The sequence below is a fragment of the Pseudomonas sp. MDT1-16 genome (genome assembly GCF_054898115.1).
Genome location: NZ_CM142717.1, coordinates 526,830 through 549,604 on the forward strand (window position 1 = coordinate 526,830; position 22,775 = coordinate 549,604).

23 protein-coding genes, 2 tRNA genes and 1 pseudogene are annotated in these 22,775 nt (G+C 57.8%); 7 read left to right on the forward strand and 19 right to left on the reverse strand.

Annotated elements, in window-relative coordinates; all coding sequences use genetic code 11:
• The first annotated feature begins 243 nt into the window (after positions 1–243).
• Positions 244–456, forward strand: a complete 213-nt coding sequence (locus tag ACYZT3_RS02370) for a hypothetical protein (protein ID WP_046045525.1) — start codon at positions 244–246, stop codon at positions 454–456.
• A 230-nt stretch (positions 457–686) separates the two neighbouring features.
• On the opposite strand, the gene ACYZT3_RS02375 is transcribed toward ACYZT3_RS02370, so the two are convergent.
• Complete coding sequence (locus ACYZT3_RS02375; RefSeq protein WP_282377362.1) at positions 687–2,777, reverse strand: TonB-dependent receptor; 2,091 nt, start codon at positions 2,775–2,777, stop codon at positions 687–689.
• A 254-nt stretch (positions 2,778–3,031) separates the two neighbouring features.
• On the opposite strand from ACYZT3_RS02375, the gene ACYZT3_RS02380 reads away from it, so the two are divergent.
• Positions 3,032–3,700, forward strand: a complete 669-nt coding sequence (locus ACYZT3_RS02380) for a DsbA family protein (RefSeq protein WP_462031429.1) — start codon at positions 3,032–3,034, stop codon at positions 3,698–3,700.
• Between the two features lie 421 nt (positions 3,701–4,121).
• Positions 4,122–5,735, forward strand: a complete 1,614-nt coding sequence (locus tag ACYZT3_RS02385; protein WP_462031430.1) for a Fic family protein — start codon at positions 4,122–4,124, stop codon at positions 5,733–5,735.
• Here the strand turns inward: ACYZT3_RS02385 and ACYZT3_RS02390 are convergent.
• Together ACYZT3_RS02390 and ACYZT3_RS02395 are read right to left on the reverse strand one after the other, a co-directional pair.
• Complete coding sequence (locus tag ACYZT3_RS02390) at positions 5,717–5,923, reverse strand: DUF3077 domain-containing protein (RefSeq protein WP_462031431.1); 207 nt, start codon at positions 5,921–5,923, stop codon at positions 5,717–5,719. The genes ACYZT3_RS02385 and ACYZT3_RS02390 overlap by 19 nt on opposite strands.
• 256 nt (positions 5,924–6,179) lie before the next feature.
• Positions 6,180–7,337: an AAA family ATPase gene (locus ACYZT3_RS02395; RefSeq protein WP_462031432.1), complete on the reverse strand. Its 1,158-nt coding sequence runs from the start codon at positions 7,335–7,337 to the stop codon at positions 6,180–6,182.
• A gap of 248 nt (positions 7,338–7,585) precedes the next feature.
• Here ACYZT3_RS02395 and ACYZT3_RS02400 point away from each other — a divergent pair, with 248 nt between their 5' ends.
• Together ACYZT3_RS02400 and ACYZT3_RS02405 are read left to right on the forward strand one after the other, a co-directional pair.
• Complete coding sequence (locus ACYZT3_RS02400) at positions 7,586–7,807, forward strand: tautomerase family protein (RefSeq protein ID WP_282377359.1); 222 nt, start codon at positions 7,586–7,588, stop codon at positions 7,805–7,807.
• 152 nt (positions 7,808–7,959) lie between these two features.
• Positions 7,960–8,670, forward strand: coding sequence for an SDR family NAD(P)-dependent oxidoreductase (locus ACYZT3_RS02405; protein WP_282377358.1), 711 nt, complete (start codon positions 7,960–7,962; stop codon positions 8,668–8,670).
• 65 nt (positions 8,671–8,735) lie between these two features.
• Here the strand turns inward: ACYZT3_RS02405 and ACYZT3_RS02410 are convergent.
• From ACYZT3_RS02410 to ACYZT3_RS02440, 7 genes are all read right to left on the reverse strand, one after another.
• A tRNA-Thr gene (locus ACYZT3_RS02410) sits at positions 8,736–8,811 on the reverse strand.
• Positions 8,812–8,941: 130 nt separating this feature from the next.
• Positions 8,942–10,183, reverse strand: a complete 1,242-nt coding sequence (locus tag ACYZT3_RS02415; RefSeq protein WP_462031433.1) for a nucleoside deaminase — start codon at positions 10,181–10,183, stop codon at positions 8,942–8,944.
• A gap of 298 nt (positions 10,184–10,481) precedes the next feature.
• The gene (locus ACYZT3_RS02420; protein WP_462031434.1) at positions 10,482–11,711 is read right to left on the reverse strand and encodes a methyltransferase; all 1,230 of its coding nucleotides are present in this window, start codon (positions 11,709–11,711) and stop codon (positions 10,482–10,484) included.
• Positions 11,692–12,381, reverse strand: coding sequence for an ABC transporter permease (locus tag ACYZT3_RS02425; protein WP_282377355.1), 690 nt, complete (start codon positions 12,379–12,381; stop codon positions 11,692–11,694). Before ACYZT3_RS02425 ends, ACYZT3_RS02420 begins: the two co-directional genes overlap by 20 nt.
• Positions 12,378–13,073: an ABC transporter permease gene (locus ACYZT3_RS02430; RefSeq protein ID WP_282377354.1), complete on the reverse strand. Its 696-nt coding sequence runs from the start codon at positions 13,071–13,073 to the stop codon at positions 12,378–12,380. The genes ACYZT3_RS02425 and ACYZT3_RS02430 overlap by 4 nt, the downstream gene beginning before the upstream one ends.
• A 78-nt stretch (positions 13,074–13,151) precedes the next feature.
• Positions 13,152–13,898, reverse strand: coding sequence for an ABC transporter substrate-binding protein (locus ACYZT3_RS02435; protein WP_282377353.1), 747 nt, complete (start codon positions 13,896–13,898; stop codon positions 13,152–13,154).
• 13 nt (positions 13,899–13,911) lie between these two features.
• On the reverse strand, positions 13,912–14,685 hold the full coding sequence (locus ACYZT3_RS02440; RefSeq protein WP_007897462.1) for an ABC transporter ATP-binding protein: 774 nt from the start codon (positions 14,683–14,685) through the stop codon (positions 13,912–13,914).
• 316 nt (positions 14,686–15,001) lie between these two features.
• Between ACYZT3_RS02440 and ACYZT3_RS02445 the strand changes: the two are divergent.
• Positions 15,002–15,396: pseudogene (locus ACYZT3_RS02445) on the forward strand (hypothetical protein); the annotation flags it as partial.
• A 74-nt stretch (positions 15,397–15,470) separates the two neighbouring features.
• Here the strand turns inward: ACYZT3_RS02445 and vapC are convergent.
• The 5 genes from vapC to ACYZT3_RS02470 all read right to left on the reverse strand — a co-directional run bounded on the left by vapC (position 15,471) and on the right by ACYZT3_RS02470 (position 18,182).
• A complete protein-coding gene (gene vapC, locus ACYZT3_RS02450; protein ID WP_282377352.1) occupies positions 15,471–15,878 on the reverse strand; it encodes a type II toxin-antitoxin system tRNA(fMet)-specific endonuclease VapC in 408 nt (135 codons plus the stop codon).
• Positions 15,878–16,108, reverse strand: coding sequence for a type II toxin-antitoxin system VapB family antitoxin (gene vapB / locus ACYZT3_RS02455; RefSeq protein ID WP_282377351.1), 231 nt, complete (start codon positions 16,106–16,108; stop codon positions 15,878–15,880). The genes vapC and vapB overlap by 1 nt, the downstream gene beginning before the upstream one ends.
• Before the next feature lie 186 nt (positions 16,109–16,294).
• Positions 16,295–16,747 (reverse strand): hypothetical protein, encoded by a 453-nt coding sequence (locus tag ACYZT3_RS02460; RefSeq protein WP_282377350.1) that lies wholly within the window; start codon positions 16,745–16,747, stop codon positions 16,295–16,297.
• Positions 16,748–16,753: 6 nt separating this feature from the next.
• The gene (locus tag ACYZT3_RS02465; RefSeq protein WP_282377349.1) at positions 16,754–17,170 is read right to left on the reverse strand and encodes a hypothetical protein; all 417 of its coding nucleotides are present in this window, start codon (positions 17,168–17,170) and stop codon (positions 16,754–16,756) included.
• A gap of 37 nt (positions 17,171–17,207) precedes the next feature.
• Positions 17,208–18,182, reverse strand: coding sequence for an alpha/beta hydrolase family protein (locus ACYZT3_RS02470; RefSeq protein ID WP_282377451.1), 975 nt, complete (start codon positions 18,180–18,182; stop codon positions 17,208–17,210).
• Positions 18,183–18,509: 327 nt separating this feature from the next.
• On the opposite strand from ACYZT3_RS02470, the gene ACYZT3_RS02475 reads away from it, so the two are divergent.
• Positions 18,510–18,959 (forward strand): carboxypeptidase regulatory-like domain-containing protein, encoded by a 450-nt coding sequence (locus tag ACYZT3_RS02475; protein WP_462031435.1) that lies wholly within the window; start codon positions 18,510–18,512, stop codon positions 18,957–18,959.
• A gap of 65 nt (positions 18,960–19,024) precedes the next feature.
• On the opposite strand, the gene ACYZT3_RS02480 is transcribed toward ACYZT3_RS02475, so the two are convergent.
• The 4 genes from ACYZT3_RS02480 to ACYZT3_RS02495 form a co-directional block, all read right to left on the reverse strand.
• Positions 19,025–19,100: transfer RNA gene (locus ACYZT3_RS02480), tRNA-Phe, on the reverse strand.
• A gap of 103 nt (positions 19,101–19,203) precedes the next feature.
• Positions 19,204–19,476: an oxidative damage protection protein gene (locus tag ACYZT3_RS02485; protein ID WP_145309172.1), complete on the reverse strand. Its 273-nt coding sequence runs from the start codon at positions 19,474–19,476 to the stop codon at positions 19,204–19,206.
• Positions 19,473–20,540 (reverse strand): A/G-specific adenine glycosylase, encoded by a 1,068-nt coding sequence (gene mutY / locus ACYZT3_RS02490; protein ID WP_462031436.1) that lies wholly within the window; start codon positions 20,538–20,540, stop codon positions 19,473–19,475. Before mutY ends, ACYZT3_RS02485 begins: the two co-directional genes overlap by 4 nt.
• A complete protein-coding gene (locus ACYZT3_RS02495) occupies positions 20,537–22,762 on the reverse strand; it encodes an AsmA family protein (RefSeq protein ID WP_462031437.1) in 2,226 nt (741 codons plus the stop codon). The genes mutY and ACYZT3_RS02495 overlap by 4 nt, the downstream gene beginning before the upstream one ends.
• Positions 22,763–22,775: the final 13 nt, after the last annotated feature.

The following is a 22,775-nucleotide window of genomic DNA, read 5'->3' on the forward strand; positions in this document are numbered from 1 at the left end:
TGGGGTTGTAACAGCTTGAGTTGATTGCAGAATCGGCTCAGCAACCGTTTTCCCTTCCCGCGTTATAGGAAGCCCGCAGCCCTTCAGGACTGCGGGCTTTTTTGTATCCGCTTGTCGACAGTTCCGAAACCTTGGCACAGCTCTTGTATCTCTCCTGGTGTAAAACAGGGAGGGGAGAACTGCGATGTTCTGTCATAAACCTTGGATAAGTTAGCCGCTCACACACCAGGAGAGAGCGCGGAAATGAACGCCGAAATGAATGTAGTGAGCGAACGGGCGTTGCATCCCCTGGCAGTAAACAGCGAATCGCTCCAGGTCCTGGCGCACTGGTTGAAGTCCAATGGAACGCGTCAGATCAGAGAACCTGATCCGCGCCGGATGATGATCGAGCGCTACCCCGCTGGTTTGTTCAGCGAAGCGGAGCTGGAAGCGTTGTGGGATGTGATGGAAGGATAAGAAGAAAAACAACGGATTGGTAAAAGCGCTGCCGGGATGGCGGCGCTTTTTTATGGGCGAAGGTTTTTTTCGTGATCGCCGCTGACCCTTGTCGATGATCGTTCCCACGCTCCGCGTGGGAATGCCTCAACGGACGCTCTACGTCCGCTCTTGGGACGCGGAGCGTCCCGGGCTGCATTCCCACGCAGAGCGTGGGAACGATCAGTCGGTGGCGGCCGAATCTGTGGTGATTAGAAGCTGTAGGTTCCGGTCAAGACCAGGCTGCGCGGTGCTCCCGGTTGAATCTGCGCCGCACTGGTGGCCGACGAGTAATAGGTCTTATCGCTGATGTTGTTCAGCGCCGCGCGCAAATCCCAATCCTTCTGCCGGAACCCGGCCAGTGCATCCCAACGGCCATAACCCGGAAGGACGGTGGTGTTGAGGTTGTCGGCATAACGCTGGCCCACCAGGGTCAGACCGGTTTCAGCGTACCAGCCCATTTCCGGTTTCCAGGTCAGGAACAGGCTGCCATTGTGCTTGGCCACGTTACTGATGCGTTTGCCTTCAAAGCCGTTGTTGTCCTTCTCGACTGTCGCGTCCTGCACACCCACGCCACCGCGCACGTACCAGTTGCCGGCAATCTTGCCGGTACCGGTCAGCTCGACGCCGCGGGAACGTTGCAGGCCGGTGAGCAAGGTTACGCTCGGATCGTTCGGGTCGCTGGTGCGGCGGTTGTAGAGTTCCAGTTCGTAGATCGCCAGCGTGGTACTCAGACGATCATCGAGCCAGTCGCTCTTCACGCCGATTTCCTTTTGCTTGGTCAGCTCGGGGCTCAGGTCGTTGCTGTTGCCGGCGGCGCCCGGAGTGATGCCGATCAAACCACCACCGACCGGGGAAAAGGTCTTGGTCCAGGAGGCGTAGAAGGAGTGATTCTGCAGCGGCGTCCACACCAGTCCTACTCGCGGGCTCGTGCTGTGGCTGTCACGATCTTCGGAAATGTCCCGCAGTTTGTTGGTCGACTCGATGTCGAAGGTGTCGTAACGCAGGCCGGCCAGCAGTTGCCATTGATCGTTCAGGCGCAGCTGATCTTGCACGTACACCGCACGGCTTTCGACTTCGGTGTGAGTGCTGCTCGAAACCTGCATCCGTCCGGTGTGGCGCAAATCGCGGTCAGGGTTGTACAGGTCCAGTGCCGGCACCGGCTGAGTCCCGCGCCCGGTGGCCGCGTTGTACAACGTCGGATCGCGGCGCTGGCTGCCGATTTCGATGCCGGTCAGCAAGCGATGCTCAAGGCCGAACGTGTCGAAACCGCCTTCCAGTTCGACGTTGTTGTAGACGTTGCGGGTGGTCAGGTCCTGTTGCCAGTGCTGGCGCGTGACCTTGTTGGTCGCCGGGGTGTAACCGGTCAGGTAGGTGTTGTCGAAATCGCTGTCGAGCTTGAACACGCCCAGAGTGTGGCGCAACTGCCAGTTGTCGCTGAGCTCATAACTGAGTTTCGAACGCAGGGATTGCGACTTGTCGTCGATGAAATCGTGCTCGCTGCCGTAGGTCGTATCGCGTCCTACGTCCGCCGGGCGCCCCTTTACACCGGGGATGCCGCGATCCGGCGTACGGTTGTAGCGGCTGTATTCGTACTGCACCAGCCAGTTCAGGTCCGGCGTCAGTTGCCAGCTCATCGACGGTGCGAACAGTTGGCGATTGCCGCTCACGCCGTCGCGGAAGCTGTTTTGATCCATGTTGCCCATGTTCAGGCGCAGGCTGATGTTCTCGCTCGGGTCGGTGCTGAGGTCGGCGTAGAGGCTGCGCAGATCATCGCTGCCGCCCTGGGCTTCGATAGTCGAGCGGCGACCGAATTCAGGCAGCTTGCTGACCCGATTGACAATCCCACCCTGACTGCCACGACCATACAACACAGCGGCCGGGCCTTTGAGGACTTCGATGCGTTCGATGTTGTGCAAATCGCGCACGTATTGGCTGTCGTCACGGATGCCGTCGAGGTAGAAGTCGTTGCTGGCGTCGAAACCGCGGATGCGCAGGCTGTCGAAACGAGTGTCGGCGCCGCTGCTGACGTTGGGGATGCCGCTCAGCGCGGTGCCCAGATCGTTAGTGCCGTAATCCACGACGTTCGCGGTTTTTATCGAGTCGATGGCTTGTGGAACGTAGCGCACCGGCGTGGCGGTGCGGGTCGCGGTGCTGGTTTCTTTCACGCGCGGGTCATCGGCTTCGGCTTCGGCGCTGATCGACGTCTCGGGTAAGACGGTGGTGGTGGCGCAGGTAAAACCGGCAGAGAGAAATGCGCAGAGCCCAAGGGTGACGGGCGTGAGGCGAAAGGGGGCAGGCATCTGAAGCGCATCCGAAAGGGTGAAGTAATTTGAGGTCGCGAATGGTAATGCTTGCTATTTACTTCCGTTAATTATTCTTGAAAAGTTTGACTGTTTGATTATTTCGAATTGTGTCGAAGGAGTTACAACGGACCTGGAAGGTCATTCGACCGATTCATGAAACAGACTGAAAGCTATTCCAGCGTTTTTCAGAAACAGGTGGAGGACTAGTCTGCCGGCATCTAGTTTTCCTACGTTTTTGCCGGAGCCTTTCCATGATCCTTCACTACATTTACGACCCATTGTGCGGCTGGTGCTATGGCGCAAAACCGCTCGTGCAAGCCGCCCAGGTTGTGTTGCCAGTGATTGCCCACGGCGGCGGCATGATGGCCGGCGCCAACCGCCAGACCGTCTCGCCACAACTGCGCAACTACGTGATACCCCACGATCAGCGTATTGCCGAATACACCGGCCAGCCGTTCGGCGAGGCGTATTTCGAAGGTTTACTGCGCGACGAGACGGCGGTTTTCGATTCCGCACCGCCGATTGCCGCTGTGCTGGCAGCCGAGCAGATCGCCGGCCGCGGACTCGAGTTGTTGGGGCGTTTGCAGAGTGCTCACTATGAAAACGGTCGACGCATTGCCGATGAAGCGGTCCTGTTTGAACTCGCACAAGACATCGGTCTGGAGCCCCAAGCGTTTCAGGCTGTTTTCAATGAAGCGGAAACCGATCGCCACATCAAGGACAGTCGAGCACTCTTGGCCAAGGTCGGCGGCCAGGGTTTCCCCACCTTCGCCCTGGAACACAACGGCCAATTCACCCTGATCGATATCGGCCCGTGGCTCGGCAAGCCGCAAGCCTTCGTGGCGTGGCTGAGGCAGTCGTTTCCCCAAGCGTCTTCATCGGCGTTTCAAGCCTGTGGCCTTGATGGCTGTGCACACTGAATCAATCGGGAGTTACCCGATCAACATTTTCTGATGATCGGTTGCGCCATCGAGGCCTGATGCACGCCTGAGAAAGAAGAAGCCCCGACTGGTTCGGGGCTTTTTTGTGGATGAAAAGGGGGGCGGCGTTGTGGGTTTCAGTGTGTGAGGGGCTCAGTGAGATTGTCCGGTTTCGAAACGGTTTTGTGCAAAAAGCCAGATTTATGATCGTTTTTGAGCAAGTAAAATCGTTTTTATGCGTTTGGGGTCAGTTCGACGGTGCCCAATTCAATGGCGGAACATAAATTTTATGTGCTCTGAATGTTCGTTTTTATGCATTAGCACCGAAAAATAATCATTTTTATGCAGCAGAACCTCATTTTGATCGTTACTCTCCATTTGTGGTGGTTTGATTTTGCCGAGGTTTTAAAAGGAGTGTGACGTGAGCGAATTTCCCGTAGACCCCATCGGTGCTGCCTGGCTAGCAACGACATTCGACGTGCGGCCGATGGCACGGCTACCCGTGTTAAGTCAGGTCGGTAGCCGAAGGTCAACTCAGGTCGAAGATGGGTTTCGTCTTGAGACCTATACGGAAAACATGCGCCCCGGTCCGGACTTTTCATCCCATCTGCAATTTCACCTGCGGCATGAAGTCCCGAACCTTGAGTTCTTGACCAGACTGTTTACCAAGGTGGGTGCTGCACCGGTACAAGGCTGGTTGAATGATGAGCCCACCGGCCAATATGCCCGCAGGTCGGCGTTCTTGTTTGAGTGGCTCACTGGCGAGCGGTTGCAGGCGCCAGAACCTATAGGCGGTAAGTATGTCGACGCCATCAACGCCGATCTGATGGTGGCGGCTTCACCCGAAGAGGCGGTGAAGGTGCCGCGTTGGCGAGTGAATGACAACCTGCCTGGCTCGAGCTACTTCTGCCCAATCGTCGTCAAGACAGCAGCCGTCAAGTCAGCAGCGGACCTCGATGTGCCTCACCTCTTTGGTCAACTGACCGCAGAGTTTGGCGAAGCGCTTCTGCTGCGCGCCGCCGCATGGATGACGCTCAGGGAAAGCAAAGCCAGTTTCGCCATTGAAGGGGAGGCGGATCGTTCTACGCGTATTCAGCGTTTCGCAGATGTGTTGGTGCGACGAACCGGTCAGGGCGAACTGCCGCTCACCGACGCTGCACTGGCTGAGATGCAAGAAGAAATCCTTGGAGCAGTGACCACACTGACACGCCTGGGAATTCGGCAATCTCCGGTGTTTGTTGGCGAAAGTGTCCGCTATCAGGAGATTGTCCATTACGTCGCTCCCCCGGAAAGCGATTTGGAAAAGATGTTGGAAGGCATTCGCGTCTTTCTGAATCGTACTCAAGGGCAATCCCCAGTCATGCGCAGTGCTGTAGCAGCGTTCGCTTTCGTGTATATCCATCCGCTGGCCGACGGCAACGGTCGGGTTCATCGCTTCCTGATCAACGATATTCTGCGTCGTGATGGGGCCATTCCAGACCCGGTGATTCTTCCGATTTCAGCTGTTATCACCGACGACTCTGCTGAGCGGCGTCTTTATGACAGCGTGCTGGATCAGGTTTCAAAACCACTCATGCAGGGCATACGAGACCAGGTAGCATTTGCCAATACTCGTACGCAATACCCTGACGGCGTGGTCTCGAATATTGAATTCACCGGCCAGGATCGGGCTCGTCCTGTGTGGCGCTATCCGAACCTGGGGCCACACGTTGTTTTCATGTCTAACGTCATTCGCCGCACCATCACCGAACAGATGCGTGAAGAGTCGCGGTATTTGCGTAGTCACATAAGGGCCAGACAGGCAATCAAGGAGGTCGTTGAGATGCCTGATCAACAGGCTGATCGGCTCTTGCGATCCATAGAGCAGAACGAAGGGAAGCTGAGCAACGTATTGGCAAAGGAAATGCCTGTGCTGGCAAGGCCGGATATTTGGGCCGCCATTATCGAAGCTGTGGCTCAGTCGGTACGGGGGGAGGAGCCGATAGACAGCAGCGTGAGTGATCGATACCACCCGAATCAGCCAGTGGGTCGATGACCATGCCGATCGGAGTCTCGAATCATGGCCGCGTCTGATGCGAGAAGTTTGGCGACGTGGAGCAGATCGGAGGCGTGGGAGAGGGCCTGGATGACCTGGACGCCAGCGTTGATGCGCAACAGCGGTTGGTTGGCGTGGTAGGAGAAAGGGGTGAGGCCGATGGTTTTCAGGTCTTGGGGGTTGGTCATTGGGCACCTCCGGTTTTTGGGCGGTGATGGGCGTGACTCGGTGTAGCAATAGTGAAAAATTTGAATGAATTGCGGGCATGCATGAGGAGAACTCCGGTTAATTTCTGCATCGAATTCGAGTTCTCAGGCCCGGTCGCTGAATTGGCAGCGACGGTTTGAAGGTAGCTTGAGGGAGATGGATGCGCAATCGTGGCTAGGTGGTGGCGTCGGTGTGAAATTGATTGTTCGACACGCAACGGCAACAGCGTAGCGATTGCTAGCTAGCTTCAATCAGCGCTCGTTGCTCCAACCAAATCTCCTGAACAAACTGGTCCGTAATCGCATAAATCCCATGCCCGCGCCGCATGATGATGTTCTCGGCAACCAGCGCAATCACCACCGGCTGAATCTCTTCAACCCGCACTTCACGACCCACGGTCTTCGAATACTCGGATGCAGCATCGATGGAAAAAATGCCGCGGGCATCGCCTTCCGTTGACGCGATCTTGTTGAAAATAGCCTGAGCCAAACTACCTAACAACTCCACTTTTTCAAGTTCGATGCTGGCCGCCGCCGAGCGCAATGTGCTGGCAATAACCGGTAGGAAAAGATCAGGGTCACCTTCTTGCTGCATGAGTTGTCGCAACGCTTTGAGCATTTCCTCGGGCCGGTTTCCCAAGGTATTGAATGCTTCGATGGCGACTTCGAGTGAAGGTAGCTTTTCTTTCTTCACCGTCGCAACGAGCCGGTTAAGCAAGTATTCAACGTAATCCCCTTTCAGTACCGGATACGCTGTCGATGTCGCACCAGAAAACGCCTGGTTCCTCTTTGCCGTGAGTTCGCTGACTTGCGCCCTGTGCGATCCCGTTCCAATAAACAGAAAGTAACCCGGTGTATCTGGTCGAGGATTGATCGCATCACGAGCAGCTTTGAGTGCCAGAAGCAGCTGATTACCATCGTCGGAAGAAATGGCATGCTGCACTTCGTCGATGATCAGCACCAAGTTGGTGTTCGCTTGATCAACAACCTCTGTCAGCGCCTGCGCCAGGGTTGGCCCACCTGAGTTCCCGATGCTGTCGAGTTTGAAACCAAACTTGAATCCTGCAACGCCTACATCAGCACCGCTGACACGCTTGAGCATTTCGAGCAAACCGGAGCCCGGTGTTTGGAGCTCCTGCAGGGTTTTACGGATGGCGTCATGCACCAGTGTCGCTGGATTGGCCAGCGTGTCACTCCATAGGTCGACGTAAATGACCAGAGCACCCGCATCTTTCAGCGCAGGGATGAGGTCGCTCCTCAGGAATGTCGTTTTACCAGTCCTGCGCAGGCCGGATAAAAACAGACCTGAGCGCAAACCTTCATCGAGAACGCCTGGATTGAGAAGCTGGTTCGCCATCTCTTCGGCCAATTCAGGGCGCTGAAAAATGCTGCTCATGCAATTACCTCTTTTTATGGATAAGCCATAATTATTGGCCAGCCATAATTTAGCATAATGGTTCGAATACAGCCTGAAGCCAGTTTGATCGCTGGAGTTTCGACGCTAGCAGGCGTGAGATCGCGCACCTATTACACCACGTAACTAATGATGTTCCCGCCCCCACCTTTATCCCCTCCAGCGAACTCCATACATTGAGCTCCAACGCCTCCCCATCATCCCGATGAGCAGGTCACTGGAGATTCCTCATGCCTTTCGTAAGCGTACGCATCACCCGCGATGGCGTTACCTCAGAGCAGAAAGCTCAGGTGATCGCCGAAATCACTGAAACCCTGGAACGCGTCCTTAACAAGCGTCCTGAACTGACCCACATCGTGATCGAAGAAGTCGACACCGATAACTGGGGTTACGCCGGTATCACCACCACCCAGTACCGCAAGCAGTTGGCTGAGGCGGAGGGGCAGTCATGACCGCGGCGGTTTCCATCGATTTTCGGTCGTCACCTGGTGTCCGGTTCGCTGTCGGTCGAGTACTACGAACAGATGTTGAGACAAATGGCGAAGACCCCCGCCGAAGCCTTTCTTACTTTATTTAAACGATCATTTATTAGTCGAGGTTGATCATGAGCAGTTCGAAAAAAGTCATCGTTATTACTGGCGCCTCCCAAGGTCTCGGCGCAGGCATGGTCAAGGCCTTCCGTGATCTGGATTACAAGGTTGTCGCCACTTCGCGTTCGATCAAACCGTCTACCGACGCGGACATTCTCACCGTGGCCGGCGACATTGGCGACCCTGCGGTCGCTCAGCGGGTTATTCGTGAAGCCATCGAACGTTTTGGCCGTATCGACACCCTGGTCAACAACGCCGGGATCTTCGTCGCCAAGCCGTTCACCGCATATACCCAGGAAGATTACGCTGCGGTGCTGTCGGTGAACCTGAATGGTTTCTTCTACATCACCCAACTCGCGATCACCGAGATGGAAAAACAAGGCAGCGGCCACGTCGTCAACATCACCACCAGCCTGGTGGACCACGCCATCGACGGTGTGCCGTCGGTACTGGCGTCGTTGACCAAAGGTGGCCTGAATGCGGCGACCAAATCCCTGGCCATCGAATACGCCAAGCGCGGGATTCGGGTGAACGCGGTTTCCCCGGGCATCATCAAGACCCCAATGCACGGCGAAGAAACCCATGAAGCGCTGGGGAATCTGCACCCGGTCGGGCACATGGGCGAGATCAGCGACATTGCTCAGGCAGTCGTGTATCTGGACAGCGCCAATTTTGTCACCGGCGAGATCCTGCACGTTGATGGTGGTCAGAGCGCGGGTCACTAAGGCCTGCTTTTCCAAACTCCAGAAACAACAAAGCCCTCGTATTTCTACGAGGGCTTTGTTTTGTATGGTGCCGGCACCAGGAGTCGAACCCGGGACCTACTGATTACAAGTCAGTTGCTCTACCAACTGAGCTATACCGGCGTGTTAGGGCGACGATTATAGCGATTGGATTGGTTCTGTAAACCCCTGAATTCAGACTATTTTTGCGTAGGCGTCAGGCCGGCCCCGCGGACGCTTCTGCGGGGTCGGCCTGAGCGATTGCTTTAAAGCGTTACACGCCGTTTTTGACCGCGTTGATCAGGTCCTGACTCAACACCTGCGCGGGCGCCACTTGCACGCTTTGCGTGTAGAACGGCGGCAGGTTTTGGGCCAGTGTCGACAGCGCTTGTGCGGTGGTGTTGCCCGGCAGCAGCACGTATTGGAGGTTGGACGGATAGCTCTGGGGCACGGGGCCTTCCATGGTCGAACCGTACGCGCCGAAGGTCATTACGGCCTGTGGGGTGGTGGGGTCGGGGGCGTAGAGGAAGACGAAGGTGCCGTACTTCGGGTGCGTCAGGTATTGCTCGGCTTGGGCGCGAACCGTCGGGTCGGGGTCGTTCATCAGGGTCCAGCGCATGACCGCGTAGTTGCGGGTGGTTTCCATGAACGCTGTACGAATCGGCGACTGGTTCTCGACGCCTCCCAGGCACACCAGCAGGTTGCCGAACGGATCGATGAGGGCCACCGAGTTGAACACCGGGCTGTGCTGTGCGGTTTGTAACAGTGGCGGGGCGAGTTCTGCGCCGGGGTCGCGTGGGTTGGCCGATTGCACGGTCAGCGCAAACGGGCTGAGCGCAGTCAGTGCCTGGCGGACTTTGCTGTCGGCCGGGAGGTTTGCAGGGTTTTGCAGTTGATCCGGCGGTAAACCGCTGTTGTTGCTGGCCTCGCGCACGGTGTTGACGCTGGCGGAGAAGATCGAGCTGGTGAGGAAGTAAACCGCCGAGTCGATGGTCTGGCCGCCGAACACCGGGCTGGTCGAACCCCGATAGGCCCGGCTGACAGGCGCCGCAATCGCGTAATAACCCCAGGTGTCCTGCGCCTGTTGGCGGATCTGCGGTGGCAGCGACGGAAAGGTGAACTGACTGTTGTAGTTGATGCCTGCATAGTCATCGATCGCACTGACGGCGACGTTAAATCCAGCAGTCAGCAGCGAACCGGCGCACATGGCGCATGGGTCCAGGGTGGTGACGACGGTCAACTGATTGGGCGGTGGCAAGTTCAATGGCGCGACGTTTTCGTAGTACCAGTCCACCAATTGCCGCTCGCCGTGGGCGGTCGGATCATGAGGTAGAAAGTACGTGGTGCCACTGCCGGGGAAAGGCATCAGCACGTTGTTGTGCAGCGCGGCGATGACCTCGCCCGTTGCGTTGTTGATGATGGCGCCACCCACCGCGAAGGTTTGCTGCAGCGCAGCATCAATGGCTTGGTTGGCGACGGTATCGACGGCTTCCTGTGCACTGTTCAATGTGCTCATGTTTTTCCCAGCTCCTTGCTGTTTGAACACCAGACAATTCTGGCGTTTGGCAAAGATAGTTGAGGTTTCGCAGGTCGTTTATGTTGTTTTGGCTGAACGCTTATGCACAACGGGATCTGTACCGCACCTGCTTAGAGGCAAATTTGTGGATCCGTTCTCATTTGCTCGCAAATGCCTGTTTTTCCGCTTTTTTTACAGGTGTACGAAAATTGAACAGTAGTGTTTCAGCCTCGAAACAGCCGTATATATTGGATCCACGATAATTTCATCAACAGAGTTATCCACAGGATGAGGTGTTTTAAGGGCGCTCAGCCAGGATCAGGAAATTACGCGGTGTAAGTGGGGTTTCGCAGAAGGTGCCGAGGCGAACCGCATAACCCTGCTCGAACAGGAAAAGTGCCCGATCGAGTACCAGCCAAAGCTCCAACGGGCGTCGGAAAAGGCCGCGCAACAGCTCCAGATTGCGTACTTCGGCCAATCGCTGCCAACCAGCGCCTTCGAGTGCTGACCAATCCTGCGGACCGATTGTGGATAACTCTTTAAGCGCGGCCAAATGATGGCAGTAATCGGCGAATGACTTATCCAGCCAGGCACTGGGCAGGGACGGGGTGGGCAGGTATTCGTCCATGCCGCGCAGTTGCCGCTGCAGCAGGTCGAAGGCCAGGCGTCTGGCCATGGAAGTGTCGCGTTGACGTCGGACGCGAGCGCCGGCGGTGACAGTTTCGCTCGTCGGTAGCGAAAGATTTTCGAGGGACAGCTGTAGGTCGGAGCGCTTGGCCGACGAGGAAAGCGGCTGATACTCGCTCAGACGGATCCGGTTGTAGCAGCAAGGCGCGATGGCCAGTTGTTTGCAGCCTTCCGCACTGGCGAGCTGGATCAGCCGCACATGCAGATCACCGCAGGCGTGCAACGCTACCGGAGTGTGATCGGCATTCAAGAAAGAAACGGCGTCCGCAGCGAGCACGTCTTGCTCGACATGCAGCGCATGCATTTGATGACGTTGGCTGAGTGCCTGGCCGCTGAAAGCCAGCGCCGGGTCGTATTCCAGGCAGGTCAGTTGTTGCCCGGTTTGCAGCAGACGTCGTCCCAAGTGTCCTTTGCCTGAGCACCAGTCCAGCCAATGACTCGGCGCGTCAGCAAACTGCAAGCGACTGGCGAAGGCTTCGATCTGCTGCCACTTGCGCCCCGGCACATCGACATTCAACCGATGGCCTGACGCTTCGAGGGCATGAGCCGGCAATTCACCCACTGTGCTCAGTTCAAGGGACAACGCCGCCAGCGAGGCAAAAGGCTCCGGCGCATCCAGCAAGCAAGGTTGATTGTGGCTCTGTTCCGCCTCTTCCAGCGACCGCCCGCGTAGCCATTCGGCCAGCTCCGGGTAGGACGCTTCCCAAGGAAGCTGCCGATGAGTAAACGGTCGAGGCTTCCACAGCGCCTGGTGCTTGATCAGAAAAGCATCCAGCGCCGCGAAACGGGCGAGTAGGGTCTCACCCGTCAGCACGTGGGAATCATCGACCTTGGCAGGCATCGACGCGCAGCCAGCGCTCCAGCAGTTTGAAACCGCGTACCAGCACATAAGCCATCAGCAGATAGAACATGCCCGCGGCGAAGAAGATCTCCACTGGCAGGTAGGTCCGGGCAATGATGGTGCGGGCCATGCCGGTCAGTTCCATCAGGGTCACGGTGCTGGCCAGGGCACTCGCCTTGAGCATCAGGATCACTTCGTTGCTGTAGGCCGGCAGGCCGATGCGGGCGGCACGGGGCAGGATGATGTAGAACAGCGCCTTGGGCCGGGACATGCCCAGCGCCCGCGCTGCTTCGATCTCGCCCGGTGGAATCGCCTGGATCGCGCCGCGCAGGATCTCGGCGATGTAGGCCGCGGTGTGCAACGTCATGGTCGCTGTGGCACACCAGAACGGATCGCGCAGGTACGGCCACATCGAGCTGTTACGGACCGCGTCGAACTGCGCCAGGCCGTAGTAGACCAGGAACAGCTGAACCAGCAACGGTGTGCCACGGAAGAAGAAGATGTAGCCGTAGGGGAATGCCCGCACGTACCAGAGTCGCGATGAACGGGCGATGCCTAGCGGAATTGCCAGCAGCAGCCCGGCGATCACGGCGATGGCCACCAGCTCCAGGGTCAGCGTCGCGCCCTGAGCCAGTTTCGGCAGCCACTTGATGATGATTTCCCAGTTCATTGGGTGCTCCTCGCGAAGCCGCGAGCGGCACGTTTTTCCATAAAGTACATGCCCGTCATGGCGAGAATAGTCAGACCCAGGTACATGAACGCGGCCACCATGTAGAAGGTGAACGGCTGTTTGGACACGGTCACGCCGATTTGCGCGTGACGCATGATTTCTTCCAGGCCGATCACCGACACCAGCGCGGTGTCTTTCATCAGGATCATGAACAGGTTGCCCAGGCCGGGCAGGGCGATGCGCCACATCTGCGGCATGATCAGCTTGGTGAAGATGCGAAACTTCGACAGGCCCAACGCCACACCCGCTTCACGGTGACCTTTGGGGATGGCCAAAATTGCACCGCGAAAAACCTCTGTGGCATAGGCGCCGAAGCACAGTCCCAGCGCAATCACACCCGCGGCAAAGGCATTGAGTTCGAGGTCGGGGTTGCCGAAGAACTCGCCCAAGGCACGCATCAGGTTGACCGTGCCGAAGTAGATCAACAGCACCCAGAGCAATTCCGGGATGCCGCGAACCAGCGTCGAGTAAGTGCCGCCAAGCCATTGCAGCGGCTTGTACGGGGAAGTCTTGGCCAAGGCGCCGAGCAGACCGAGCACCAGCCCCACGCACAAAGCCGAGAGTGCCAGTTTCACAGTCATCAGCGCGCCAGCGGCGAGCGCCGGGCCGAATCCGTAGAGATCGATAGTCATGGATTTCTTTTCAAATCGCGGCAGGCAATGCCAGGGACTGGCGCCGTCAGCGAACGGCGCCGGTCAGGCAGGTCAGAATCAATAAATGCTGAACGGGAAGTACTTGTCATTGATCTTTTTGTAAGTGCCGTCCTCGACGATTTCTTTCAGGGCAAGGTTCAGCTTCGCGCGGATCGGGTCGCCTTTACGTACGGCGATACCGATCTTGTCGCTCTCTTCCACCGGATCGCCCTTGAACTCGTAGGACCGACCGGCGTCGCTTTTCAGCCACTCATAGTTGACGTATTTGTCCGCCAGGATGCCGTCCAGACGACCGGAGGTCAGGTCGAGGTAGGCGTTTTCCTGGGTGTCGTAGAGTTTGATTTCAACGCCTTCCATGTTGTCTTCCAGCCAGGTGCCAGCGAGGGTCGCGCGTTGTGCGCCGATCACTTTGCCTTGCAGGGAGGCCTTGTCGGTTTTGAAGTCGACGTCTTTCTTGGCGATGAATTGCAGCTTGTTGGAGTAGTACGGGTCGGTGAAATCTACCGCCTGCTTGCGCTCGTCGGTGATCGACATCGAGGAGATCAGGAAGTCGAACTTCTTGGCGTTCAGGGCCGGAATGATGCCGTCCCAGTCGGACGTGACCACGGTGCAGTCGACTTTCATCTTGGCGCACAGGGCGTCGCCGATTTCTTTGTCGAAGCCGACGACATTGCCGCTGGCATCTTTGTTGTTGAACGGCGGGTAGGCCGCTTCGATGCCCATCTTCAAGGTTTCGGCCATGGCACCGGCGCTGAAGGCCAGGGTGACGGCGGCAGCCAGGAAGATTTTTTTGTAGTTCTGCATGCGGGTAGCTCCGTTAGCGGTTGCTGGACATGAATTGTTTGCAGCGCGCCGAAAGCGGGTTTTCGAACACCTGCTGTGGCGATCCTTGCTCTTCTACCAGGCCCTGGTGGAGGAACACCACTTCGCTGGAAACCTGACGAGCGAAGCCCATTTCATGGGTGACCAGCAGCATGGTGCGGCCTTCTTCGGCCAATGCTCGGATGACATTAAGTACTTCCTGAACCATTTCCGGGTCAAGGGCGGAGGTGGGCTCGTCGAACAGGATCACCTTGGGCTGCATCGCCAACGTCCGAGCGATGGCCGCGCGTTGTTGCTGACCGCCGGAGAGTTGCGCTGGGTAGGCGTGGCGCTTGTCGGCGATGCCGACCTTGGCCAACAAGGCTTCGGCGACTTCAATGGCCTCGGCCTTGCTCTGGCCGAGCACCCGGCGCGGGGCTTCGATGATGTTGTCGAGCACGCTCATGTGCGGCCAGAGATTAAAGTTTTGAAACACAAAACCGATCTCGCTGCGCAGGCGGTTGATCTGCTTGCCGTCAGCAGCGACCAGTTCGCCGTTTTTCGCGGCTTTGAGCTTGAGTTCTTCGCCGGCCACCAGGATTTGGCCCTGGTGCGGGTTTTCCAACAGGTTGATGCAACGAAGGAATGTGGACTTGCCGGAACCGGAAGAACCCAGGATCGAGATCACGTCGCCGTCGCGGGCGGTCAGCGAGATGCCTTTGAGCACCTCGAGCTGTCCGTAGCGTTTGTGCAAGTTGCGGATTTCAAGCGCGGGCGTGGCCTCAGCCATGTGCGTTCCTCATAGTATTTCGCTCCTGCTGTTGGCGGCCTTCCTGGCGAGGCGGCCAAGCTAGCATAGCGTTCGAACGGCAGCCAACAGCACTACGGGCGGTAAACGGGTGGCATGTGGCAGGTTGTCGCATCGGTGCAGCAGACTGTCGCGCTGCTATCAACCGAACAGCCGTTTGAACCCGCTGCCCCACGGGTGTCGCGTAAAAAAGGGCGCGATGTTGCCAGCTTTGACGGGGTGTTGGAAGCGCTAACCGGCCAATCGTTCCGGGTCTGCACTTTTATTGTGCGCCGACACATTTTTGGGTGCGTTTCTGGTGATCTGGCGGATCGGCTTGTTTTACCCCGTGTCGATCTTCCTCGTCGTGGCGCTGGTGCCAGGGAATGATCCGGTACTGGCAGCTGTCGGTTCCTACCAGACCGTGCTTGAGCGCATGGGCATCCCGAATGCCAAGCTGATCGTCGACATCGTGGTTCTGGTTGCCGTAACAAGCTGCCTGAATTCGGCGCTCTACAGCGCTTCGCGCATGCTGTTTTGACCTATGCGGTGATCGTGTTCATCGTTGGCATACTGACGATCATGCTGATCCAGGAAGCCCATCGCGTGGAGATCCTCGCGACCGGTCTGCTGAGCGTGTTGGTGGTGGCTGCCGGTTTGTTCGTGGCTCGTCGTCGCAAACTGGAAAAGCGTGGCGCGGTGGTGCTGAACTGATTCACACCGCGTAACGCAAAACGGCCGCTGTCAGTAATGACAAGCGGCCGTTTTTGTTTGAGTCATTAGTGAGCTCAACCGGGGTGGACCCAGTCTTCTACGCGTAACCCTGGAACGCGTTCAAATTCCCTTAGGTTGTTGGTGACCACAATGAATCCGCGTGAACGTGCGTGGCCGGCAATCATGTGGTCGTAGGGTCCGATAGGCGTTCCAGCCTTTGCCAGCTCGGATCGAATCATCCCGGTATGTGTAGCCGCTTCGTTGTCGAAAGGCAAAACCTCAAGGCGTGCCGCAAAACCCTCGATCACCCCGAGGTTCTTCTCGGGTGTCGCTGATTTTTCGGCACCGTAGATCAACTCCATCAGCGTGACGGCACTAATGCATAATTGCCCGTTATGACGGTTGAAAGCTTCTCGTACGATTTGCGGTTTGTTCTTGATGGTGAAGATGCAGATGTTGGTATCGAGCATGTATTTGATCATCAGAACGACTCACGCTCCTGGTCGGCGGGTTGTTCACGATCGGTCATGAAATCTGCACTCACGCCATCCCCGTCAAACCAGCTGTCCCATGTTTCATCTGCGGGGGTGATGATACGGGTCCTGCCGATGGCAATTACGTTGACTCGTTTCACATCGCTTGGCATCGCTACGGCTTTGGGGAGGCGAACAGCCTGGCTTCGATTGCTCATGAAAAGGGTTGTCTGTTCCATTTGGCCTCCTGCGTTTTTGTGAGTGCTGTGAGTCCAAAGAATAGATTTCTTCAGGGATATGTCAATGGGATATACATGGCCGCTGACGAGGGGTCATGTCAGATCGTTTCAGGCTGTTGGCTTCTCAAACAAAAACGGCCGCTGTCAGTAATGACAAGCGGCCGTTTTTGTTTCTGAGGCGAGTGTTTACTCAGCCTTTTCTACTTGGGCATCCAGCGACTCGCGATAGCTGTCGAGTGCATCGCCGAAGTCGGTGATGAACTGCGGGTCCGTCAGCCAGGCCTGGGCGGCGTCGCGGTCCATGCCGTCGGCCCACATGCGATAGTCGATCAGCATGTCGGCGGCCAGGTGAGTGGCAGCCATGGCTTCGTTGTCGGCGTTTTCCATGTCCAGCAGTTCTGGATGGTCGCTGATGATTTCGGCGAGGTTCGACAGCAAGGTCAGCAGCATGTCGTTGCGGCTGATGGCTTCCGCGTCACGCATTTTGCTGAACATCGCCAGGGTGTATTCCGGAATCGGTTCGCCGATTTCACCCAGGTCATCGTCCAGTGCGGCGGGTTTTCTGCCGTGAATGTTGATTTGCTTGGCTTTGATCTTGGCGCGTTTGGCGCGTTTCTGTTGCTTGTTCAGGGATGCCATGGGAACTCAGTTTGCTTTCTGTTGGGTTTGAGCCGCGATGGCGTCGGACGCCGCCACGTAGTCGGCCTGGAAGGCCGGTGATTCGATCCAGGCCAAGGCGCCGGCTTCGTCGACTTCAGCGGACCATTGCCGATACTCGATCAGCGCGGCGAGGATAAAGTCTGTCGCTGTTTCTTCGCCTTCCTGCACCAGCACCAGCGCGATAAGCGGGTGCTCAAGAAAGGCCACGCACATTGCTTGTTGGCTGATCTTTTGCGCATCGATCATTTCTTTGAACATGTCGGTCAGGTCCACCGATTCGAAGTCGATGCGATCGTCGTTCGGATCCAGCTCGACCGGCGCGGCAGCCCGTTGGGTGCGGTTCTGCTTGGCCTTGGCTTTGGCGCGTGTGGCGCGTTTGTTCTGCTTGTTGGCGGAGGCCATGGGCGTCGTTCCGTATTTCGTTGAGTGGGCAAGTCAATCAGCAGCGTGGCACGAGCCGCCCGGGTGTGTCGGGGGCCAGTTCGCCGGTCTGCAACCAGGACAATGCAATGGGCCATAGTGTGGCTTGGTATGGGCTACGAAAAAAGGCGAAATGTCCGACTTCTTGTTCGCCGATGTCTTCGGGGGCGATTCGCAGATGGCTGGTCGTTGCGCCGGTGAAGTAACCGAGCAGGCGTTCGATGGCTGGAATCGTGCCGTAAGGATCGTCGCTGATGCTGATGGCCAGGGTTTTCGCGGTGACGGCGGCGAAGGGCAGTCGGTCGTTTTTTGCGTGCATGACGCGCCCGCTTGGGCGTTTCTCGTAGCGGGCGGTGGGCGTGCTCCAGTCGCAGACCACACCGGCGGGCGTGTCTTCCAGCCAGCCGAGGCGTTTGCCGGGGAAGTAGCCGTAAATCATCGTCAACAACGGCATCATCAGGTGCCACTTGCCGAACATTCGCCAGCGATGGGCAGGGGCGTAATCGCGCCAGTAAGCGAACTGAGCACCTACGGTGACCAGGCGCCGAATAACCTGCCCGGAGGCTCCCAGCCCCGCTGCACAGCCTCCGAAGCTGTGACCGACGACGTCGATGGGCTGGCCGGGGAATTCCCGCTGAGCGCGCTTGAGCATCGCCTCAAAATCCAGCGCGCCCCAATCGGACCATGAGGCCTGAAGCCCTTTCAGCGATGCCGGACGCGACTCGCCGATGCCGCGGTAATCAAAAGTGATCACGTCGAAGCCGTTGGCAAACAGGTAATCGGCGAAACGCGAGTAATGACGGCAGCGGACGGAAGTGGCGGCGTTGATGATGACGACTGGGCGCGTTGAGTCCGATAGAGCCTGCCGCCAAGTGAATCCGCCAAGCATGAAGCCGTCTGCGGCGGTTTCCTTGAACGGCTCGCCGGGGGCGTAGGCTGGCAGCGGCAACTCCATTTGAGCGGAGGCCAACGAGGACATGTCCTGCAAATTCATCGGTTTTGACCTTTGCGGGTAGCTGCCAACAATAGTCTTCACGCTGCCCATGAACAATCCATCCATGATTATCTGGGGATCTGGTTGAACAGGCAGAAGAGGATTGCAGGGGCAGGGTGGTCGACGAAGCCGGGCGCGGCTGGTAAATCCGAAGGAAAGTCCGATTGGTTTTGCGGGATCAAGCCGACGGCAATACGCGCTTGAGGAATACAACGTGTAGTCCGATTCGCAGTGAGCCCAAGTACTAATCAATCTAAAACTTGCCCATTCAGCAGGAAATCTAACAGGAGAACGATTGGGTTCTTCGCAGCCCGGGGAGTCGCCACTATGAAGTACCTCCATTCACTCCTGTTGCCCATCGCCACTGTCGGCGTATTGATGTTTCCCGTCATGCTGAGCGCTGCCAGCCTCGAGCCCATCGACAACTCGGGCGTGCAAGTCCAGAGGCAAGAGCAAAACGGGATTACTTACCTGTCCGGCGGTATTGGCGAGGATGAGTCGAAGGCTATCCAGCAAACCACTGGATACAACCTGCACATGACCTTCTCTATCGGGCCGGAAAATAAATACGTTCCCGACGTAGATGTGGTCATTCAGAAAGCACCGGGGCAGACGGTACTGACGCTGAGCCAGGCTGGCCCGTTGGTTTACGTTCAGCTACCTCCCGGCAAGTACTCCGTTGTCGCGACCCGTAATGGTGAAGCGAAACATGACACAACGGATGTCGGAAGCGGCACCGCCCGCAATCTGGTTTTTCACTGGAATGTTGATGAGTAGTTGGGCGTTACTAAATCGCAGGCATAAAAAAACCCTGAATCTTGCGATTCAGGGTTTTCGGTATTTGGTGCCCAGAGACGGAATCGAACCGCCGACACGGGGATTTTCAATCCCCTGCTCTACCGACTGAGCTATCTGGGCAACGGGGCGCATTAAACGGGTTTTTCAGGGGGTCGTCAAGAAAGTTTTCAAAAAAATTTTAATTATTACCGTCGCTTACGTTCCGCCCCCCGATAAATCGGGATTATTCAGCCGGCGGAACGTAGCCGTCGGCTTTGGCGTATTCCTCGCCGGAGAAGTACTTGTCCATCTCGCCCTGAAGGTATTTGCGGTCTTCGGCGTTCATCATGTTCAGGCGTTTTTCGTTGATCAGTAGGGTCTGGTGTTTCTGCCAGTCGGCCCAGGCCTTGGCCGAGACATGGTCAAAAATGTCCTGACCTTTTGTACCCGGGAATGGGGCGCGTTCCAGGGCGGGCAATTCTTCTTTGTACTTGCGGCACATGATGGTGCGGGTCATGACGACTCTCCTGCGTTCAATACGGCGGCCGCGCGTTCGAGCAAGGTTTTGACCGGGGCGGCAAGGCCCAGGCGCGGCGGGGTGGCGAGGTTATACCAGAGCCAGTCGGCCTCGGCCACGTGATGGCCAGCCTCCTGAACTTGAACCAGCCAGGGTTCGATGGACAACTGAAAGTGACTGAAGGTGTGCACCAGGCTCGGCAGCGCCTGTTGGCTGCCCAGTTCCAGCGAATGCTGCGAAGCCAGATGTTGCAGGTCGTCGAGGTCGTCGAGTTCCGGCAGGCTCCAGAGACCGCCCCACAAGCCCGTGGAAGGGCGACGGTAAAGCAGAATCGCGCCTTCGCCGTTGGCGAGCATCGGCATCAACGTACGCTTCTGTGGCACGGCTTTGCGCGGTTTGGGGATCGGGTAGCGGGTTTCGAGGCCGAGCATGTGCGCCTCGCAACCCTTTTCAAGCGGGCAAAGCAGGCAGCTCGGTTTGCTGCGTGTACAGAGCGTAGCGCCCAGATCCATCATCGCCTGGGTGTAGGCGTTGACCCGATCATGCGGCGTAAAGCGTTCAGCGTTCGCCCACAGCTGTTTGGCGACCTTGGGCTCGCCCGGATAGCCTTCTTGCGCGGTAAAGCGCGCCAAGACTCGTTTGACGTTGCCGTCGAGGATCGGCGCCCGCAGGCCCATGCTCAGGCTGGCGATGGCGCCCGCCGTGGACAGGCCGATTCCCGGTAGATCAGTGAGCTTCTCCACATTGCGCGGAAACTCGCCACCGTACTCGGCGACGACGATTTTCGCGGTCTTCTGCAGATTGCGTGCGCGGGTGTAGTAACCGAGGCCGGTCCACAGGTGCAGGACTTCGTCTTCCGGCGCGGCGGCCAGGGCTTCGACGGTCGGCAACGAGGCCATGAACCGGTCGAAGTAGTTCAGTACGGTGCTGACCTGGGTTTGCTGCAACATGATTTCTGACACCCACACCCGATACGGCGTGATGCCTTGTTGCCAGGGCAAGTCGTGACGGCCGTGGCGGTCGTACCAGTCCAGCACCGCCGTTGAAAACTGCTCGGCTCTCATCGCTTGAACAGCCCCTTCAGCGCATTTTTCAGTTCCGGGCTGACCTTGTCGCCGAGTTTTTCGTCGATTTTTTCGCTGATCCGCTCGCCGGCCATTTTGCTCGCGACCTGGCCCATGCGTTCGTTATCGAGGCGGCAAGCCTTGGCACCTAGCTCCAGCGGGCCACGGCAGCGCAGCGGCCACTCGATGCCGACGAACTTCTCGCCGACCTGACAGGCCGGGTCCGGCATGTCGCTCTTGTCGCCTTCGACGATAATGCCCACGCGGTAATCCATGCCCAGCACCCGCAAATCGACATCGCCGTCGCCGTTGACGGTCATGCCCGGGATGCGCATTTTCAGGTCCGGGTTGCTGGCCACGCCGTTACGGAAGGTCAGGTTGCCCTTGAGCTCCTGGAACGGTGTGTCCTTGCCCCGTGGCTCGCCGCTGAGGGATTTACGGTTCAGGGTGGCGATGCCTTTGCACAACTGTTGTTCGAGGTTGGCATTGAGCAGGACGCCGTTGTTGATGACGAAACTGGCGTTGCCGTTGAGGCTTTCGATCAGCGCTTTCTGGCTGTTGCCGCTGCCGGTCAGGTTGCTGTTGAGCGTCACCAGACCTTTGATCGGCGGATTTTTACCCTGGCTTTCGAGGATTTTTTCCACCGGCACTTTGTTGATCTGTGTCTGCATGCTCAGCGTCGGCACCTGTTGGCGCACGTCGAGCGTACCTTTGGCGTCGAAGTTACCGTCGTACAACTCGCCGCGAAGGTTCTCCAGTGTCAGCAGGCCGCCTTGGCCGGTGGCCTTGAGCGCCGCGTTCTGGATCGGCAGTTTATCGAGGGTCAACTGGCCGAAGGTGAGGTCAGCGTCCACGTCGAGTTTGCTCAGCCGTTCCACTGGCAACAGACGTTCGTTGCTCCACGCGTCTTTGGTCGGTGCTTGCGGCAGCGGTGTGCTGCCCGCACCGGCCATGGCATCGGCTTCGGTGGTGGCGACTTCAGCCTGACGGACCTGCGTTGCGCTGTTGGCTTCGGCAGATTTTGGCGGCAGGTAACGGTCGACGTTAAAGGTGTCGGCCTTGAGGTTCGCCCGCAGCGATTGCTTGGCGAAGTCCTCGACGGCAATGCGGCCGCTGAAGGTGCTGTCGTCGATTTTCAGGTTGATGTGATCGAACGACAGGCTGGTAGGCGTTCCCGCAAGACGGCTGACCAGCTCGACTTTACTCAGGCTGCCTTCGGCCATGGCCGGAAGTTTCTGGCCGATGCTGTCGACGAATTTCGCCAGATCAAACTGGGCAATCGACAGGCCGCCGTTGATTTGCGGGGTCTTGTCGAGGTCGTTGACCTTCAGCTCACCCAATGCGCGCAGCTGGTTGGCAGAGATCTTGATACCGCTCCATTCGGCGACGTTCGCCGCTTTATCCAGCAGCAATTGGCCCTGGGCGGCGAAGGTCATGGTTTTGCCTTGCAGCGGATCGCCGGCGACTTCACCGGAGAGTTTCATGTCTTCGAGTTTATAGCGCTGCAGTGCGCGCTCGAAACGCAGTTCGCCGTTGAGCTCGGTACGCACGCGCAGGACCGGCTGGTTGGTGCTCAAGAACGCGGTGAGTTTGACCGGGATGTTGGTGGAGTCATGCACCGGGCCGGTACTCAGCTGGATGCTTTCGGCGCTGAACTGCTTGCCGGTTTTTTCGTCGCTGTATTCAACACGGGCGTTGTTGACGGTCAGGCTGTCGATGTCCAGGCGGATCGGCTGGGCCGGTTTTTCCGCTTGGGCAGTGGCCTCAGGCGCTGGTTCGCCGGTGGTCGCGGGCGGTGTGGCTGGTGCGGCCGGGGCCGGAGCTTTGCCGATGTCTTCCCAGTTACCGTGACCGTCCTTGTCACGGTTCAGGCGCAGGTTCAGGCCTTCGACGCGCACATCGCTCATCTGCACTTCACGGCGCAGCAGCGGCAGCACGCGAACCGACAGACCGAGCATTTGCAAGTCGGCGAACGGTTCGGTGGGCTTGGCCAGGGTCGCGACACTGGCTTCGTGCAATTCCAGTCCCAGCCAAGGGAACAGGCTCCAGCCGATATCGCCATTGAGCGTCAGCTCGATGTGGGCTTTGTCGCGGGCAATCTGGCGAATCTCGTCTTTATAGTCGTTGGGATCAAAGAGGTGGGTCAGGGCAAAGCCCAGCGCCACAATGATCAGCAACAGCCCGAGAAGTACCAGACCCAGGATTTTGCCGAACGCTTTCATGGGCGAGTCCTTG